This window comes from Agromyces sp. GXS1127 (genome assembly GCF_050565425.1).
Taxonomy (GTDB): domain Bacteria; phylum Actinomycetota; class Actinomycetes; order Actinomycetales; family Microbacteriaceae; genus Agromyces.
Window position 1 is genome coordinate 174,691 of record NZ_JBOCIG010000005.1, and the last position, 16,871, is coordinate 191,561.

The 16,871-nt window shown below is 73.6% G+C and carries 12 protein-coding genes; 7 read left to right on the top strand and 5 right to left on the bottom strand.

Features of this window, described 5'->3' with window-relative positions:
* Positions 1 to 127: 127 nt before the first annotated feature.
* The 3 genes from ACQ393_RS11095 to ACQ393_RS11105 all read left to right on the top strand — a co-directional run bounded on the left by ACQ393_RS11095 (position 128) and on the right by ACQ393_RS11105 (position 4,384).
* A complete protein-coding gene (locus ACQ393_RS11095) occupies positions 128 to 943 on the top strand; it encodes an oxidoreductase (RefSeq protein WP_430646884.1) in 816 nt (271 codons plus the stop codon).
* Between the two features lie 44 nt (positions 944 to 987).
* Positions 988 to 1,650, top strand: coding sequence for a DUF1349 domain-containing protein (locus ACQ393_RS11100; RefSeq protein WP_430646885.1), 663 nt, complete (start codon positions 988 to 990; stop codon positions 1,648 to 1,650).
* A gap of 70 nt (positions 1,651 to 1,720) precedes the next feature.
* Positions 1,721 to 4,384, top strand: a complete 2,664-nt coding sequence (locus ACQ393_RS11105; RefSeq protein WP_430646886.1) for a cation-translocating P-type ATPase — start codon at positions 1,721 to 1,723, stop codon at positions 4,382 to 4,384.
* On the opposite strand, the gene ACQ393_RS11110 is transcribed toward ACQ393_RS11105, so the two are convergent.
* From ACQ393_RS11110 to ACQ393_RS11125, 4 genes are all read right to left on the bottom strand, one after another.
* A complete protein-coding gene (locus ACQ393_RS11110; RefSeq protein WP_430646887.1) occupies positions 4,374 to 5,687 on the bottom strand; it encodes an FAD-binding oxidoreductase in 1,314 nt (437 codons plus the stop codon). The two genes, ACQ393_RS11105 and ACQ393_RS11110, sit on opposite strands and share 11 nt — an antisense overlap.
* A 101-nt stretch (positions 5,688 to 5,788) precedes the next feature.
* Positions 5,789 to 7,963, bottom strand: a complete 2,175-nt coding sequence (locus ACQ393_RS11115) for a S9 family peptidase (protein ID WP_430646888.1) — start codon at positions 7,961 to 7,963, stop codon at positions 5,789 to 5,791.
* Between the two features lie 54 nt (positions 7,964 to 8,017).
* Complete coding sequence (locus ACQ393_RS11120) at positions 8,018 to 8,512, bottom strand: LysM peptidoglycan-binding domain-containing protein (protein WP_430646889.1); 495 nt, start codon at positions 8,510 to 8,512, stop codon at positions 8,018 to 8,020.
* Positions 8,513 to 8,559: 47 nt separating this feature from the next.
* Positions 8,560 to 10,074 (bottom strand): PLP-dependent aminotransferase family protein, encoded by a 1,515-nt coding sequence (locus ACQ393_RS11125; protein WP_430646890.1) that lies wholly within the window; start codon positions 10,072 to 10,074, stop codon positions 8,560 to 8,562.
* 76 nt (positions 10,075 to 10,150) lie between these two features.
* On the opposite strand from ACQ393_RS11125, the gene ACQ393_RS11130 reads away from it, so the two are divergent.
* The 4 genes from ACQ393_RS11130 (at position 10,151) to ACQ393_RS11145 (ending at position 15,250) form a co-directional block, all read left to right on the top strand.
* Positions 10,151 to 10,876, top strand: coding sequence for a pyridoxamine 5'-phosphate oxidase family protein (locus ACQ393_RS11130; protein ID WP_430646891.1), 726 nt, complete (start codon positions 10,151 to 10,153; stop codon positions 10,874 to 10,876).
* Between the two features lie 411 nt (positions 10,877 to 11,287).
* Entirely contained in the window at positions 11,288 to 11,473 is a 186-nt protein-coding gene (locus tag ACQ393_RS11135) for a hypothetical protein (protein WP_430646892.1), read from the top strand.
* 122 nt (positions 11,474 to 11,595) lie between these two features.
* The gene (locus ACQ393_RS11140) at positions 11,596 to 14,562 is read left to right on the top strand and encodes a helix-turn-helix transcriptional regulator (protein ID WP_430646893.1); all 2,967 of its coding nucleotides are present in this window, start codon (positions 11,596 to 11,598) and stop codon (positions 14,560 to 14,562) included.
* 136 nt (positions 14,563 to 14,698) lie between these two features.
* Positions 14,699 to 15,250: a glutathione peroxidase gene (locus ACQ393_RS11145; RefSeq protein WP_430646894.1), complete on the top strand. Its 552-nt coding sequence runs from the start codon at positions 14,699 to 14,701 to the stop codon at positions 15,248 to 15,250.
* A gap of 81 nt (positions 15,251 to 15,331) precedes the next feature.
* Here the strand turns inward: ACQ393_RS11145 and ACQ393_RS11150 are convergent, their stop codons facing one another.
* The gene (locus ACQ393_RS11150) at positions 15,332 to 16,867 is read right to left on the bottom strand and encodes a leucyl aminopeptidase (RefSeq protein WP_430646895.1); all 1,536 of its coding nucleotides are present in this window, start codon (positions 16,865 to 16,867) and stop codon (positions 15,332 to 15,334) included.
* Positions 16,868 to 16,871 lie beyond the last annotated feature (4 nt).

Sequence of the window (16,871 nt, forward strand, 5' to 3'; positions counted from 1 at the left end):
ATCCGGCGCGAGGCGGGTCATCGGCGATCGGCCTGCCTGAGAAGTAAGTAAGCAGTTGTTGACATAGTAGCCGACGCCTGTCTAGGGTACGAAGTAAGCAACCAGTTACTTACGTGGAGGAACCATCATGGCCAAGACCGCTCTCGTCACCGGCGCCTCATCCGGCATGGGCCGCGAGATCGCGCTGCGGCTCGCCGCCGACGGCTACCTCGTCTACGGCGCAGCGCGCCGCATCGACCGCATGTGCGACCTCGAGGAACGCGGCATCCGCGTCATCGCCATGGATGTCACGGTCGACGACCAGGTCGTCGGCGCGGTCGAGCGGATCATCGCCGAGACGGGTCGCATCGACGTGCTCGTCAACAATGCCGGCTTCGGCCTCTACGGCGCCGTCGAGGACACCTCGATGGCCGACGCGCGCTACCAGTTCGACGTGAACTTCTTCGGCGTGGCCCGCCTGACCCAGCTCGTGCTCCCGCACCTGCGTGCCCGGGGGGCGGGCCGCATCGTCAACATCTCGTCGATGGGCGGCGCGATCTACACCCCGCTCGGCGCCTACTACCACGCGACCAAGCACGCGCTCGAGGCGTGGTCCGACGCGCTGCGCTTCGAGGTCGCGCCGTTCGGCATCGACGTCGTGATCATCCGCCCCGGCATGATCGACACCGAGTGGGCCGGCGTGATGGCCGAGCCGATCCTCGAGCGGAGCGGAAGCGGGGCGTACGCGGCGCTCGCGCGGACGGTGGTGGACTCGACTCGACGCACCTACGACGGACGCGGCACGTCGCCGACGGTCATCGCCGACACCGTGGCGAAGGCGGTCTCGGCACGCCGACCGCGCACGCGCTACGCCGTCGGCCGCATGGCCAAGCCGCTCATCGCCGCGCGCCGCGTGCTCGGCGACCGCGGGTTCGACCGACTGCTGGCCGTCGCCGCCCGGTGACCCCCTGGCACGCGCTGACACCGGCCGGGTCTAGCGTTGGCGGCATGACCGACGACGCGGCCGAGCAGGCCGACACCGCACCATCCGCAGCCGACGCCGCCGTGCCCGCCGCACCGTGGGATGCCGGCATCTGGACCCGCGACCCGGTCGCCGTGCGCGCCGACGGCGACGGCATCGTCGTCGAGGCCGCCGAGGGCAGCGACTTCTGGCGCGAGACGCACTACGGCTTCGTGCACGACGACGGCCATGCGCTGCTGGCTCCTTGGCCCGCGGATGCCGCGGTCGAGGTCGCCGTGGACACCTCGACGCTCACGGGCCTCTACGACCAGGCGGGGCTCTTCCTCCACGGCGGCGACGAGCTGTGGGTCAAGGCCGGCCTCGAGGTGAACGACGGCGTGCTCCACGTCGGTGCAGTGGTCACGAACCGCGTCTCCGACTGGTCGCTCGCACCGGTGCCGGACTGGGCGGGCGAGGTGGTCACGGTGCGTGCGAGCCGCTCGGGCGTCGACGGCGACGCGGTCACGTTGCGGGCGCGTGCGGGTGACGGCCCCTGGCGCACCATCCGGGTCGCCCCCTTCGATGCGGATGCCGCGACCGCGGGCCCGATGGTCTGCGCGCCCACGCGCGGGGGCCTCGAGGTGCGGTTCACGGGGTGGCGGTTCGGCGAGGCCGACGTCGACCTCCACGAGGACCCGCCCACGGGCTGATCGCGCGACCGGAGCGGGACGGGACCACGGTCCCATCCCGATCGGCCATGGCACCCTACGCTGGCCGCGCATGGAGGAGCCGAGCATCGGGACCGCGGCATCCGTCGGCCTGACCAGCGCGGACGCCGAGCGCCGCCGCGGCCGCGACGGCGCGAACGCCCTGCCCGGGGCGAAGCGCCCGTCGGTCTTGCGCCGTCTCGTCGGCGAACTCACCCACTTCTTCGCACTGCTCCTGTGGGCCGCCGCGGTCCTGGCCTTCCTCGCGGGCCTGCCCGAGCTGGCGATCGCGATCATCGCGGTGATCATCGTGAACGCGATCTTCGCGGTCGTGCAGCAGGCGCGGGCCGATCGCGCCGCCGACCGACTGCAGGAGATGCTGCCCGCGCGCGTGACCGTCCGCCGCGACGGTCGGCGGCGACGCATCGACGCGGTCGACGTCGTCGAAGGCGACCTGCTCCTCGTCGAGAGCGGCGACCGCGTGCCCGCGGACGCAGAGGTGACGCAGGCGAACCGACTGCTGGTCGACACCTCGATGCTCACCGGCGAGAGCGTCGCCGCGAGCGTCGACCCGGGCGCCACGCTCTTCGCCGGGACCTTCATCGTCGAGGGCGACGCGCAGGCCGTGGTGACGGCGACCGGTGCGCGCACCCGGCTCGCGGGCATCGCGCGCATGACGACCACCGCCGCGCCCGACACGCCCCTCACGCGCGGACTCCGCGGGGTCGTGCGCCTGACGGCCTCGATCGCGATCGGGGCCGGCCTGCTGTTCCTCATCATCTCGACGCTCGTCGGCAACCCCCTTCAGGATGCCTTCATCTTCGCGATCGGCGTGACGGTCGCCCTCGTCCCCGAGGCGCTGCTGCCGACGGTCACCCTGTCGCTCGCCCTCGGTTCCGAGCGGATGGCGAAGCGCTCGATCCTCGTGCGGAACCTCGAGGCCGTCGAGACGCTCGGCTCGACGACCTTCATCTGCACCGACAAGACGGGCACGCTCACGCGCAACGAGATGACGGTCGTGCGTGCGTGGACGCCGGCCGGGGAACTCGCCGTGGACGGCGGCGGGTACGGCCCGGATGCCGCGCTGGCCTGGACCTCGCCCGAGGCCGAACCCTCGGTGCGCTCGCTCGCGCTCGCCGCGGTGCGATGCTCGACCGGCTACGTCGAGGAGGTCGCGGGAGCGTGGCACCCGCACGGCGACCCGATGGAGGCGGCGTTCGATGCACTCGGCCGCCGCCTCGGCATCGACACCGACGCCGACCGACACGCGACGCCGCCGGTGCTGCGCTTCCCGTTCGACTCGCAGCTGCGTCGCATGGCGGTCGTGCTCGCCGATGAGATCCTGGTCAAGGGCGCGCCCGACACGGTGCTGCCCCGGTGCACGGAGGTCCGGAACGCGGCGGATGGCGGGGCGGCGGGTGCGGGGGCGACGCTCGCGGACGCGGCATCCGTCGTCGACGACCTCACCGGGCGCGGGCTGCGCGTCATCGCCGTCGCCGCGACCCCGCGCTCGGGCCGCACGCCGTCGACCCAGCTCGAGGCCGAGGAGGGGTTGCGGCTGATCGGGCTGCTCGCCCTGCAGGACCCGCCGCGCGACGACATCGCCGAGTCGCTGCGGGCGTGCCGCCGTGCGGGCGTGCGCGTCGCCATGATCACGGGCGACCACCCGGCCACCGCTCAGGCGATCGCCGACGAGGTCGGCCTCCGCACGCCCGACGCCCCCGTGCTCTCGGGTGAGGACCTCCCCGCCGACGACCAGCACCTCGGCGCCGTGCTCGACCACGACGGCGTCGTCGTCGCACGCGTCTCGCCCGAGGACAAGCTGCGCATCGCGCGTGCCCTCCGCGGGCGGGGGCACGTCGTCGCGATGACCGGCGACGGCGTCAACGACGCCCCGGCGCTGCACGAGGCCGACATCGGCGTCGCGATGGGCAAGGGCGGGACGGATGTCGCGCGCGAGGCCGCCGACCTCGTGCTGCTCGACGACTCGTTCGCCGGGATCGTCGCGGGCATCGAGCAGGGCCGCGCGACGTACGTCAACATCCGACGGTTCCTGACCTACCACCTGACCGACAACGTCGCCGAGCTCACGCCGTTCGTCGTGTGGGCACTCTCGGGCGGCCAGTTCCCGCTCGCGCTCGGCGTGCTGCAGATCATCGCGCTCGACCTCGGCACCGACACGCTCTCGGCCGTCGCACTCGGTGCGGAGAAGCCCGCGAAGCACCTGCTCGAGGGCCCGCCCGTGGGCGGGCGGCTCATGAACGGCACCGTGCTGCGCCGAGCGTTCGGCGTGCTCGGACCGCTCGAGGCGCTGCTCACCATGACCGCCTTCGTCGTCTCGCTGGTCGCGCTCGGCTGGCGCCCCGGGGAGGCCTTCCCGACCGGGCCCGACCTGATGGCGGCCTCGGGCGCGGCGTTCATGACGGTCGTGCTCGCGCAGAGCGCGAACGCGTTCGCCTGCCGTTCGTCGACGAAGTGGCCGGGGGCGCTCGGATGGTTCACCAACCGCCTGCTCGTCGTCGGCGTGCTCGTCGAGCTCGCGTTCTCGCTCGTGGTGCTGTTGCAGCCGACGGTGGCCGAGATCCTCGGCCAGGCGAACCCGCCGCTCGCCGGCTGGGCGGTCGCACTCGCCTCGATGCCGGTCCACATCGCCGTGGACGCCGCGGACAAGCGGCTGCGCATGCGCCACGTGCACCCGCACGCGGCTGCGGGCAGCGGCGCGAGTGCTATGGCGTGATGTGGTGGCTCGCCCGGAAGACGTCGTCAGGGTCGACCTCGCGCTTGATCGCTCGCAGCCGCGCGAGGGTGTCCGGCGGGTAGATCTCGGTCACGATGTCGTCGCCGAACTCCGGCGTGAAGTTCGAGTAGCGGCCGTTCGTGAACGCCATCGCCGCCGGCACCCCGTCGTGGGCCGACGCGAACGCGTCGGGCCCGGCGCCGTCAGGCACCAGGCGGTTCACCGCGAAGAGCGCCTGCCCGTCGCGTTGCGCGATCGCGGTGGCATCCGTCGCGACGCGCGAGAACGCGCCGCCGAGCCCGCGCAGGAGCAGCATCGTCGGCAGGGCGTGGTCGAGCGTGGCCATGAACGCGTCGAGCGCCGCGTCGGAGAGGTCGGGCACGAAGCCGTTGCCGCCGACCATCTCGAACGGCGGCTTGCCGGGCGGGCCGTCTTCGAGCAGGTCGGGGTACTCGACGGGCCCGAGCGCGACGTCCGTGACCGAGGGCAGCGACAGCAGGGGCTCGAGGAGCCGCCGGAGCTCCTCCTCGGAGCCCTGCAGCGCGACCAGGAGCTGAGGCCCTGCGGGCATCTCGGGCATGAGCTGCGGCATGACGAGCAGCGTCGAGTTGAGCTCGTCGGGCCCGTCGCGCATGACGTCGCGCCAGGCGCCGAGCACGGCGCGCGGGTCGGACTGGTCGAACATCACGTGCCCGCCGACGAGGCCGTCGACCTCGGCCGCCTGGAACGTGAAGCGCGTGGCGACGCCGAAGTTGCCGCCCCCGCCCCGCACGGCCCAGAACAGGTCGGGGTGGCGGTCCGCATCGAGGGTGAGCACGTCACCAGCCGCGGTGACGAACTCGACCTCCCGCACGATGTCGGCGGTCAGCCCGTGCATGCGGACGAGCCATCCGATGCCGCCGCCGAGTGCGAGCCCGCCGACGCCGACGTCGCGCGTGTCGCCCGAGGTGATGCCGAGGCCGTGCGGGGCGAGGGTCGCCGCGACGTCGCCCCACTGGGCGCCGGCGCCCACGTGGACGAGCCCGCCGTCGGCGACGTCGATCGCCGCGAGACCGGAGAGGTCGATCACGAGACCGCCCGTCGCGGGATCCGATCCGTGCCCGCCCGCGCGGACCGTGATGGGCACGCCCGCAGCGACGGCGGAGCGGACGGCCTCGGCGACCTCGGTCGCCGAGGTCGGGCGCACGACCGCATCGGGCGTGCCCTGGCCGTGGAAGACGTGGGCGCCGGCCTCGTACTCGGGGGTGCCGGGCGCGTGTACGCGCTGCGGCATCCGCTCACTCAGTTCGGTGACGAACGACATGCCGCACAGTCTGTTCCCGCCCGCCGACATCCGCGACCCCAGTTCAGGCGCCGTGCGTCGACATCCTGCCGAACTCCGCGCACTCCAACGAGCGGCGACCCCTACTCCCCGCTCGGGTGCGCCCCCGCCGCGTCGATGATCCACGCGTTCGCGAACGCCCGCTCGCGCCAGGCCGCGTAGCGGCCCGAGACGCCGCCGTGCCCGGCCGCCATCTCGACCTTCAGCAGCGGGTCGGCGCCGACCTCCCGGAGGCGAGCCACCCACTTCGCGGGCTCGACGTAGAGCACGCGCGTGTCGTTCAGCGACGTGATCGCGAGGATCCGCGGGTAGCCCACGGCGTGCACGTTCTCGACCGGCGCGTACGACTTCATGTAGGCGTACACCTCTGGGTCGTCGAGCGGGTTGCCCCACTCGTCCCACTCGATGACGGTGAGCGGCAGCGACGGGTCGAGGATCGAGGTCAGCGGGTCGACGAACGGCACCTCGGCGACGATGCCGGCGAAGAGTCGCGGCGCGAGGTTGGCGACGGCGCCCATGAGCAGCCCGCCGGCCGAACCGCCCTGCGCGACGAGGCGGTCGGGCGTCGTGACGTCGCGGTCGACGAGGTGCTCGGCCGCCGCGATGAAGTCGGTGAACGTGTGCTTCTTGTGCAGCTTCTTGCCGTGCTCGTACCAGAGCCGGCCCATCTCGCCGCCGCCCCGCACGTGCGCGATCGCGAACACCATGCCGCGGTCGAGCAGCGAGAGCCGCGGGATGCCGAACGCGGGGTCGATCGCGTGCTCGTAGGAGCCGTAGCCGTAGAGCAGCGTCGGCGCGGGCTCGCCGAGCGTGACGAGGTCGTGCCGGTAGACGAGCGAGATCGGCACCTTCGTGCCATCCGGTGCCGTCGCCCACTCGCGCTTCTGCGCGTACCGCTCGGGGTGGTAGTCGCCGAGCACCGGCTGCTGCTTGCGCACGGTGCGCGTGCCGGATGCCACGTCGACGTCGATCACCATCGACGGCGTCACGAAGCTGCCGTAGCCGATCCGCAGCGACGGCTGCTCCCAGTCGGGGTTGGCGCCGACGCCCACGGAGCAGAGCTCCTCGTCGAAGGTCAGCTCGTGCAGCGTGTCGTCGGGGGTCGCGTCGGCGGGGATGCCCTGCGGCGGCACCCTCGCGATCGCGACCCGAGGCAGCCCGTCGCGGCGGTACTCCAGCGCGACGAAGTCGCGGAAGCCGTGCGCGGCCTCGATGCGCATGCGCGGATCGTGTGGCAGCAGCATCCGCCGGTCGCCCTGCGGATCGTCGGCCGCGACGCTCACGAGCTCGAAGTCCACCGCGTCGCCCTCGTTGTGGACGACGAGGAGGCGGTCGCGACCGCCGGCCACCACGTGCTCGACGTCGTACTCCACGCCGTCGCGGCGCGGCCACACGACGCGGAACTCGCCCGTCGGGTCGGCTGCGTCGAGCAGCCACGACTCGCTCGTGACGTGCGAGCCGGCCTCGAGCACGAGGTAGCGGCGGCTGCGCGTGAGGCCGACGCCGAGCCAGAAGCGCTCGTCGGGCTCGTGGAAGACCTGCACGTCGGCAGCGGCGGGCGTGCCGACCTCGTGCCGCCAGACGGTGTCCGGCCGCCAGGCGTCGTCGACGGTCGTGTAGAAGACGTAGCGCCCGCTCGGGTCGAACAGCGCGCCCGCGGCCGTCCCCGGGATCTCGTCGGCGAACTCGCGCCCCGATCCGTCGAGCGAACGCAGCCGGATCGTGTACCGCTCGTCGCCCTCGACGTCGACGCCGAACAGCAGCGTCGTGCCGTCGGCGGTCACGTCGAAGCTGCCGAGCGAGAAGAACTCGTGGCCCTCGGCCTCGACGTTGTCGTCGAGCAACACCTGCTCGCCGGGGAGCGGCGAGCCGTCCTCGGGGATGGCGGGCGGTTCCCAGTCATCGGCGGCGCGAGCCGCGACGCGGCAGTGGATGCCGTACTGCAGCCCCTCGACCGTGCGCGAGTAGTACCACCAGTCGCCCTCGCGCGTCGGCACGCTGAGGTCGGTCTCCTTGGTGCGGGCCTTGATCTCCTCGAACACCTGCTCCTGCAGCAGCGAGAGGTGCTTCGTCTTCGCCTTGGTGTAGGCGTTCTCCTCCTCGAGGTGGGCGATGACCGCCGGGTCCTCCTTGTCGCGCAACCACTCGTAGTGGTCGATCACCACGTCGCCGTGGTGGCTGCGTTCGGTCGGTCGCTTCTCGGTCACCGGAGGAGTCAGCACGTCGTCAACGGTACGCGCCCGGTCGGGCCGCGGCATCCGTTCACGACGATCAGGGGCCGAGCGGATGCCTCGTGGCCGCCGTGACCGTGGTCACTCGATGCCGACCTTCTCCCAGTCGAGGTTGATGACCTGGCCGATGTAGACCGTCTCGCCGTAGTCGTAGATCTGCGGGTTCATGCGCAGCAGCTGCTGCTGCGGCAGGTTGAACCGCTGCGCGATGTCGAAGAAGCTGTCGCCCGCGACGACGGCGTACCGCTCGGGCTCGCCGCTCCCGTCGAGCTCGGGCGACCCGGTCGCGCCGGGGATCGGGCCATCGTCGACCGCAGGCCCCCACTCGTAGACGGGCGCCGGGGCGTTCGGCACGGGGTCTGGCGCTGGGGCGGCGCCCGGGTCGGGCGTCGGCGGTTCGGCGGTCACGGTCACGGTGGCGGTCGCCGTCGTGGTGACGGTCGCGGTGACGGTGACGGGCGCGGCCTCGATCACCTCGGGCGGCGCGCAGCCCGCGAGCAGCGTGAGCGCTCCGCAGGTCGAGAGGAGTCCGGCTGCGAGCAGGGCCGCAGGTGTTCCGGGTCGCCGATGACGCATTCCGCCCCCGAGTCGCGGCGGTGTTCGGGACCGCCGGCGAGGTCAGGCTAGCGAAGGCGCCGCGCCGAGGGAAGGGTTCGCACGGCCTCGGCGACGGCCTCCCGCACACGTGCGAGCGCGCCCGCGAGGCGCGAGTCGGGCGGCGAGGCGTACCCGAGCACGATGCCCGACGGGCCCTCGCCCGGCATCGCGGAGTACTCCGACAGCGGCGCGACCAGGACGCCGTCGATCGCGAGCCGGGCGACCACGCGCTCCGCCGCCGCGTGCGAGGGCAGGCCGACGACCGCGTGCAGGCCGCCGTCGAGGCCCGAGAGCGGCGCCCGGTCGACGCCGTCGAGCGCGTCGATCACGAGCCTGCGGCGATGCGCGTAGTCGCGCCGTGCGGCGGCGATGTGCCGCCGCACGGCCCCGTTCGCGAGCAGTTCGGCCATGGCCGCCTGCGCGATGCCCGGCACCGGGCACGTCTCGTCGGCGCGGACGGCGGCGACCGCCGCGCGGAGCGCGGGGTTCGCCGGGAGCACGAGGTAGCCGAGGCGCAGCCAGGGCGTCAGCACCTTCGAGAAGCTGCCGACGAGCACCGCACGGCCCGACCGGTCGAGCGAGGCGAGCGCGGGCAGCGGCGGACCGACGTGGCGGAACTCGCTGTCGTAGTCGTCCTCCAACACGAGCGCACCGGATGCCTCGGCCCACTCGAGCAGCTCGAGTCGGGTCGCGACGGGCAGCCGTCCGCCGAGCGGGTACTGGTGGCTCGGCGTCACGAGCACGGCGTGCGGGGCGGGGAGGATGCCGCGGAGCGCCGCGACCTCGATGCCGTCGCGGTCCACGGGCACGGGCACGGTCTCGAGGGCGCCGCGGCGCTCGAGCACGCGCCGCGCCGACGGGTAGCCGGGGTGTTCGACGGCGACGCGCGGCGTGCCGCCGACGAGGATCCGCAGCGCGGACGCGAGCAGCGCGATCGCGTCGCTCGTGCCCGCCGTGACGATGACGTCGTCGGGCGAGCAGGTCACGCCGCGCGCGTGCCTGAGGTGCTCGGCGATCTCGGCCCGGAGCCGCGGCGAGCCGAAGTCGGGCGGGGTGTCGTCGGGCACGGCGTCGCGCGCCGCAGTCCGCCAGGCCGCGCGCCAGGACCGCTCGTCGAGCCGTGCGGTCGACGGCCGCCCGGGTCGCAGGTCGACGGCCGCGGCATCCGTTCCGGTGCGCGCCGCCTCGCGGACCCCGTCGCCGTCCGCGCGGACGGCGGTCGAGGGCGCCGCGGAGGCCTCGCCCGCGGTGACCGCCGCCACCGGAGGGTCGGGTCGACCGCCGGGCGGCGCGGCGAGCGGCGCCACGCGCGTCGGCGCACCTTGCCGCACCTCGAGGTACCCCTCGCCGGCGAGCTGGTCGTAGGCGGCGACGACCGAGCTGCGGGCGACGCCGAGCTCGGCCGCGAGCGACCGCGTCGACGGCAGCGGGTCGCCCGTCCGCAGCAGGCCGGAGAGGATGCCGCGTCGCAGCCCCTCGACGAGCTGCACGCCGAGGGGTCGGTCGTCGGCTCGGTCGATGGTGAGCAGCGGTCCGTCCATCGCATCCTCACTGGACTGTCCGATTGCACGGGAACTGGTCTGCTCACCATACCAGCCGGACGCGCACACTGGTCGCATGATCACCAGCGACCCCGCCGTCGACGACGCCAGACCGTCCGCCCCGCCCCGACGCATCCGCCGCCTCCCCGATCGCGAGACCGTGGACCGCTTCGCCCTGCACGAGCTGCTCGACACCGAGCTCGTCGGGCACCTCGCGGTCGTCGCGGGCGGCGTGCCGGTGGTCGTCCCGATGGGCTACGCGCGCGTCGGCGAGCACATCGTGCTGCACGGCTCGACCGGGGGAGGGTTCGCGCTCCGCGCGGCATCCGCCCGCACGCCCGTCGCATTCGCGGTCACGGCGCTCGACGGCCTCGTCTACGCCCGCTCGCTGTTCGACAGCTCGATGAACTACCGCAGCGCGACGGTGCAGGGCGTGCTCGAGGCGGTGCCCGAGGATGAGGCGGATGCCGCGCTGCTGGCGCTCTCCGACCGGCTCATGCCGGGCCGCTCCGCGGAGGTGCGCGGCATGCGCCGCAAGGAGGTCGCCGCGACGCGCGTGCTCCGGCTCGCGCTCGACGACGTCGTCATGAAGCAGCGCTCGGGCGGGCCGTCGGAGGAGGCCGGCGACGGCGAGGACCACGGGAGCTGGGCCGGCGTCCTGCCGCTCGAACGGCGCTGGGGGGCGCCGATCGCCTCAGGGCTCACCCCTGAGGGCACGCCCGTGCCGGAATCGGTGCTCGCGCTGGCGACGCGCGCGTCGCCTCCGGCCACGCTCGACGAGGCGTCCGAGCCGGCGGCCTGAGGACCTCAGACCGCCGGGACCGACGGAAATAGGCAGAACGCCCGATGGGCGACGGATGCCTCAGGGCGCACGATCGTCTCATCGCCGGGGTCTCAGCCCGGGCGAGGAGGACCGAGGGGAAACCACGAGGGGAACGGAAGGAGGTGCGTGATGTTCGCAGCGATGCTCGTGCTCGGGCTGATCACGGTGGGGGCCGTGGTCGCGTCGGCGGTCCAGTTCCGCAGGGACGGCTACCACCGCATGCCCACCCTGTCGCACTGAGGTCGGAGCGACCCGGACATCCGCATCCGACCGAGCGGGGCCCCGAGGACCGCCTCAGGGCCCCGCAGCACGGAAATAGGGAGATCTCCCGATGAACCGGCACCACCTCAGGGCGGAGCCTCGGATCATCGGACAGACCAGGAGGACACCATGGACTACGCAGCAGGGTTCGTCGCACAGCAGGTGCACGAGGTGAACCTGCTCGGCTCCGAGCAGCGGATCGCGTACGCGCATGCCGCGGCCGAGCGCGAGGCCGAGCGGCCCGCGAAGGTGCGCGGCTCGGGTCGCGAACGTGCGACGCACCGCCGCTTCCACCTGCCCCAGTTCGCGCGGTGAGCGCGACCGGCGGCGGTGCGTCGGCGCACGACGTCGGCGCCGCCGCATCCTCGGACACCACGTCACGGCGTCGGCCTCAGGGGGCCGACGCCGTTGTCGTCGGCGCGTGGGACGATATGAGCGTGACCAGCTCTTCGTCGAGCCCCACGATGATCGCCCGCGACGCCGAGCTCGAGTGGCTGAACAGCCTGCTCGACGCCGTGCGCGCCGGCACGCCCGCGACCGCGGTGATCGGCGGCGAGGCGGGCATCGGCAAGTCCCGGCTCGTGTCCGAGTTCATCGCCGGCCTCGGGCCCGACGTCCGGCTGATCGTCGGCCAGTGCGTCGACCTCGGCGAGGTCGCGGCGCCGTACGCGCCGATCAAGGGCGCGCTGCGCCAGCTCGTCGCCCACGTCGGCTCCGAGCGCGCGCTCGAGGCCGTCGGCCCGGGCCGTGCGGCGCTGCTCGCGCTGCTGCCCGAGCTCGCGGCATCCGAGGCCGTGACCGCCGGCGAGATCGTGATCACGCCCGGCGGCGCCGGCAGCGGCCAGCTGCACGAGGCCGTCGCGGTGCTGCTCGAGACCCTGTCGCACGACCTGCCGATCGTGCTCGTGATCGAAGACCTGCACTGGGCGGATGCCGCGACCCTCGCGCTGCTGCGCTTCCTGCTGCGCTCGCTCGGCTCGAGCCGGCTGCTCATGCTGCTGACCTATCGCACCGACGACGTCACGCGCGGCCACCCGCTGCGCCTCTTCCTGTCCGAGGCCGAGCGCGACCGCTGGGTCGAGCGCCGCGAACTCGAGCGGCTGACCGAGGCCGAGGTGCGTGCGCTCGTCGGCACCCTCATCGACGACGAGGCACCGAGCGACCGCGTGCTCGAGGCCGTCTTCCGTCGGAGCGACGGCGTGCCGTTCTTCGTCGAGGAGCTCGTGGGCATCGACGGATGCCGTGACGAGGGCTTCGTCCCCGGCACGCTGCGCGACCTGCTGCTCGCTCGCTACGAACGGCTCTCCGACGACGCGCAGGAGCTGCTGCGGCTGCTCTCGACCGGGGGCGTCCGCGTGCCGCACTCGCTGCTCGCGGCGGTGCACCGCGGCGGCGACGAGGCGCTCGAGGCGGCGGCACGCGAGGCCGTGACCTACGGCGTGCTGGTGATCGACGGCGACGACTACGCGTTCCGCCACGCGCTCGTGCGCGAGGCGATCCTCGCCGACCTGCTGCCCGGCGAGCGGGCCCGGTTCCACGCGCGCTACGCCGAGGCCTACGAGTCGCGGGCCGAGGCGGGCAGCCGTCGCCTGGCGGCCGAGATCTCCTACCACTGGCTGGGTGCGCGCGACCCGGTGCGGGCGTTCCCGGCGACCATCCAGGCGATGCGCGAGGCGCGCGCCGCCGTGGCTTACGCGACGTCGGCGCAGCTCGGCGAACGCGCCCTCGAGCTGTGGGACACGGTGCCCGACGCCGAACGGATCGCGGGCATGACCAAGCTCGAGCTCATGGGCCGCACCGCCTCGCAGCTGCGCCACGCCGGCGAGGGCGAGCGGAGCGTCGCCATGATCAAGCTCGCGCTCGCCGAGTGCCCGCGCAGCGACCCGCAGTACGCCCGGCTCCTGCGCGACAAGGCGCTGTACCTGGCGAACGTCGGCCGGGGCGGCTCCATCGAGATCCTCGAGGAGTCGCTCGCCGCGATCCCCGATGACGACGACGAGGCCGGGCAGGAGCTCCGCGCGACCGTCATGACCGGGCTCGCCGGCCGGCTGATGATCGAGGCCCGTCTCGACGAGGCCGTCGAGATGGCCGACGCCGCGTACGAGCTCGCGCGCTCGCTCGGGTTCGCGCGGTATGCGTCGGTCGCCATGAACATCAGCGCGGTGAGTCGCGCGTCGCGCGGCGAGGTCGATCGCGCGCTGAGCGACATCGAGCGCTCGCGCGAGCTCGCCGAGGGCGACGGGGCGGCGCTGCTGCGCTACTGGGTCAACGCCTCCGACCTGCGCTACCTCGTGGGCGACTTCCCGGAGGCCGTCCGGCTCGCCGAAGAGGGGCTCGCCCGTGCACGCGCCCAGGGCGTCGAGCGCAGCTCCGGCGTCATCCTCGCCTCCAACGCGGTGGATCCCCTCTTCGCACTCGGCGAGTGGGAGCGGGCCGACGCGCTCATCGAGCGCGCACTCGCGCTCGACCCGCCGGGGCCGGTCCGCACCTACCTCGAGCGGGCGAAGCTCTGGGCCCTCGTCTGGCGCGGCGACGCCGAGCACGCGGCCGCGATGTTCCGGCAGGTGCGCCCGGCGATGGCGCCCGTCATGCAGGTCGAGATGCAGACCCGGCTCGGCGTCGGCCGCGTCGCCGTCGAGATCGCGCTCGCCGTGGGCGACCTGTCGCAGGCCTGGCGAGACGGTCGGGGCGTGCTCCGTGAAGAGGTGCTGCCGCTCGCCGGCTACGCCGAGCCGCTGCTGTGGGCGCTCGCCCGGGTGGTCGCCGCGGTCCGCGCCGATCCGGCGCGCGTCTCGGAGGCCGAGGCCGACGAGATCCTGGGGGCCGACCCCGAGATCCGCGCGCTCATCGACCGGCTGTCGTTCTGGCCGACCCATCCGCTCTGGAAGGCGTTCGTCGACGCCGAGCTGACCCCGACGGGCGCCGCGTGGCGGGCCGCCGCCGAGCAGGCCGCGGCCGACACCGCGCCCCGGTTCCTGCGGCCGTATGCGCTCCTCCGCATCGGCGAGGCGCTGCTCGAGTCCGGCGACCGCCAGGCGGCGCGCGACGCGCTCCAGGAGGCGTTCGACGGCGCGGTCGAGGGCGGCGTGACCGCCGTGCAGACGCGCACCGCGCGCGTCGCCATGCAGGCGGGCCTCGCCCTCGACGGCGCGACGCACCGCGACACCGAGCAGGGTTCCGCCGGCGTGGCGGGCGCCGACGACGCGGCCGACGCGGTCGCCGAGCTCACCGCGCGCGAGCGCCAGGTGCTCGACCTCATCGCCGAGGGCCTCAGCAACCGCCAGATCGGCGAGCGGCTCTACATCTCCGGCAAGACGGCGAGCGTGCACGTCTCGGCGATCCTGCGCAAGCTGGGGGCCTCGAGCCGCACGGAGGCGGTCTACCTGGCGCGTGCGACGCACTGACGCGACCGGCGGGTCGCGCCGCGCGGGGCCCCGGAGACCTGTTCGGCAACCGGAGACGGCGCCCCGGAACTGGGAGCCGCCTCCCAGCCCCCGGCGTTAGCGTGGAGGCACCGACGCCGAGGAGGAGCAGCGACGCATGGGCGATCTCGAGAACATCCCGTTCCAGACGATGTCGGGCGAGACCCGCACGCTGGGCGACTGGGCCGGCCAGGTCAGGCTCGTGGTCAACGTAGCCTCGCGGTGCGGGCTCTCGCCGCAGTACCAGCAGCTCGAGGAACTGCAGCGCACCTACGGCGACCGCGGCTTCACGGTCCTCGGCTTCCCGAGCAATCAGTTCCTCCAGGAGCTCTCCTCGAACGAGGCGGTCAGCGAGTACTGCTCGACCACCTGGGGCATCACGTTCCCGATCCTCGACCGCGTGAAGGTCAACGGCCGCGGCGAGGCCCCGCTCTACACCGAGCTGAAGCAGGCGGCGGATGCCTCCGGCAGGGCCGGACGAGTGTCCTGGAACTTCGAGAAGTTCCTCGTGCTCCCCGACGGCGAGGTCCGCCGCTTCCGGCCGACGACCGTGCCCGACGACCCCGAGATCATCGCGGCCATCGAGGCCGCGCTGCCGGATGCCGCGAGCCGAGGCGCCGCCGGATCCGGCGCGGGCGAGTCCGGCGCGCGCGGGTCCGCCGCGGACTGACGCCGACGGTCGGCCCGCCCGGCCTCCGTCGCCGAGGGCCGAGCCGGCGGCCCGGAACCGCGCCCGGGTCCGCGGCATCCGTCACCCGACCGGCGTGAACCCCTTCGCCAGCTCGACGAGCAGGCGAGCGCCGTAGCCCGTCGCGCCCTTCGACCGCCACGCGTCGTCGCCGTCGGCGCTCATGGTGCCCGCGATGTCGAGGTGCGCCCACGGGGTGTCGCCGACGAACTCGGCGAGGAACAGCGCCGCCGTCGTGGCGCCCGCGTTGACGCCGCCGATGTTCGCGATGTCGGCGATGTCCGAGTCCAGGAGCTTGCGGTACTTGCGCACGAGGGGGAACTGCCAGGTCGCCTCGTCGGTCGCGTCGCCGGCCTCGACGAGTCGGTCGACCAGCGGCTGGCTGGTGCCGAGCACGACGGAGTGGGTCTCCCCGAGCGCGCGCAGCGCGCTGCCCGTGAGCGTCGCGATGTCGACGATCGCGTCGACGCCCTCCTCGCGCGCGAGCGCGAGTCCGTCCATGAGCACCAGCCTGCCCTCGGCGTCGGTGTTCTTGACCTCCACCGTCGTGCCGCCGCGCGCCGTGAGCACGTCGCCGAGCTTGTACGCCGACCCCGACGGCATGTTGTCGGTGCACATCAGCCAGCCCGTCACGCGCGCGGTCGCCCCGAGGTCGCGGAGCGCGGTGAACGCGCCCAGCACGGCGGCCGCGCCCCCCATGTCCATCTTCATGAGCAGGTGCATCGGGTCGCTCGGCTTCAGGCTGATGCCGCCCGAGTCGTACATGATGCCCTTGCCGACGAGCCCGAGATGACCGGTCGAGTCGCCGTCCGGGTCGTAGTGCAGCACGATCATGCGCGGCTCCTCGGCGCTCGCCGCGTTGACGCCGAGGATGCCGCCGCACCCGAGCCGGATGAGCTGCGCGCGGTCGAAGACCTCGACGTCGAACCCGAATCGGCCGCCCAGCAGTTCGGCGACCTCCGCCATGTCGGTGGCCGTCAGGTGGCTCGGCGGAGTGTTCGCCAGGTCGCGCGCGATCGCGGTGGCTCGGGCCGTCGCGACTCCTTCGGCGATCCCGTCGGATGCCGCTCCGGTCTCGACGCCGTCGAGACGGAACTCGACCCGCTCGAGCGCGGGCTCGCGCGCCTCGGCCTTGAGCGCGTCGTACCGGTACCGACCGAGCAGCACGCCCTCGGTCAGCGCACGCGCCGCGGCCGCGGCATCCGTCGACCCGACCGAGGGCACGCGCAGCCCGACCGTCGTCGCCTTCTTGACCGCCCGGACGAACGCGGCACCCGCATCGCGCAGCGTGGCCTCGGTCGCCTCGGCCTCGGAACCGCCGCCGACGACGACGATGAGGCTGTGCCCGGGCTGCGGCAGCATCAGCACCTGCCCCGCCTTCGCCTCGAAGCCGGCCCGCGCGAGCGCGTCGCGGTCGAGCCCGATGCCCTCGGGCAGCGGTCCCTCGTCGAAGACGAGCACGCCGATCGCATCGAGCCCGGCGCCGCCCGATCCACCGCCGAACTCGTCCACGGCCGACACCCGGACGGCGTCGTAGACCTCGAGCGAGGGGATGGGCGAGAAGCCCTCGGCGATGAGCTTGACCGGGTTGCGCGTCATGGTG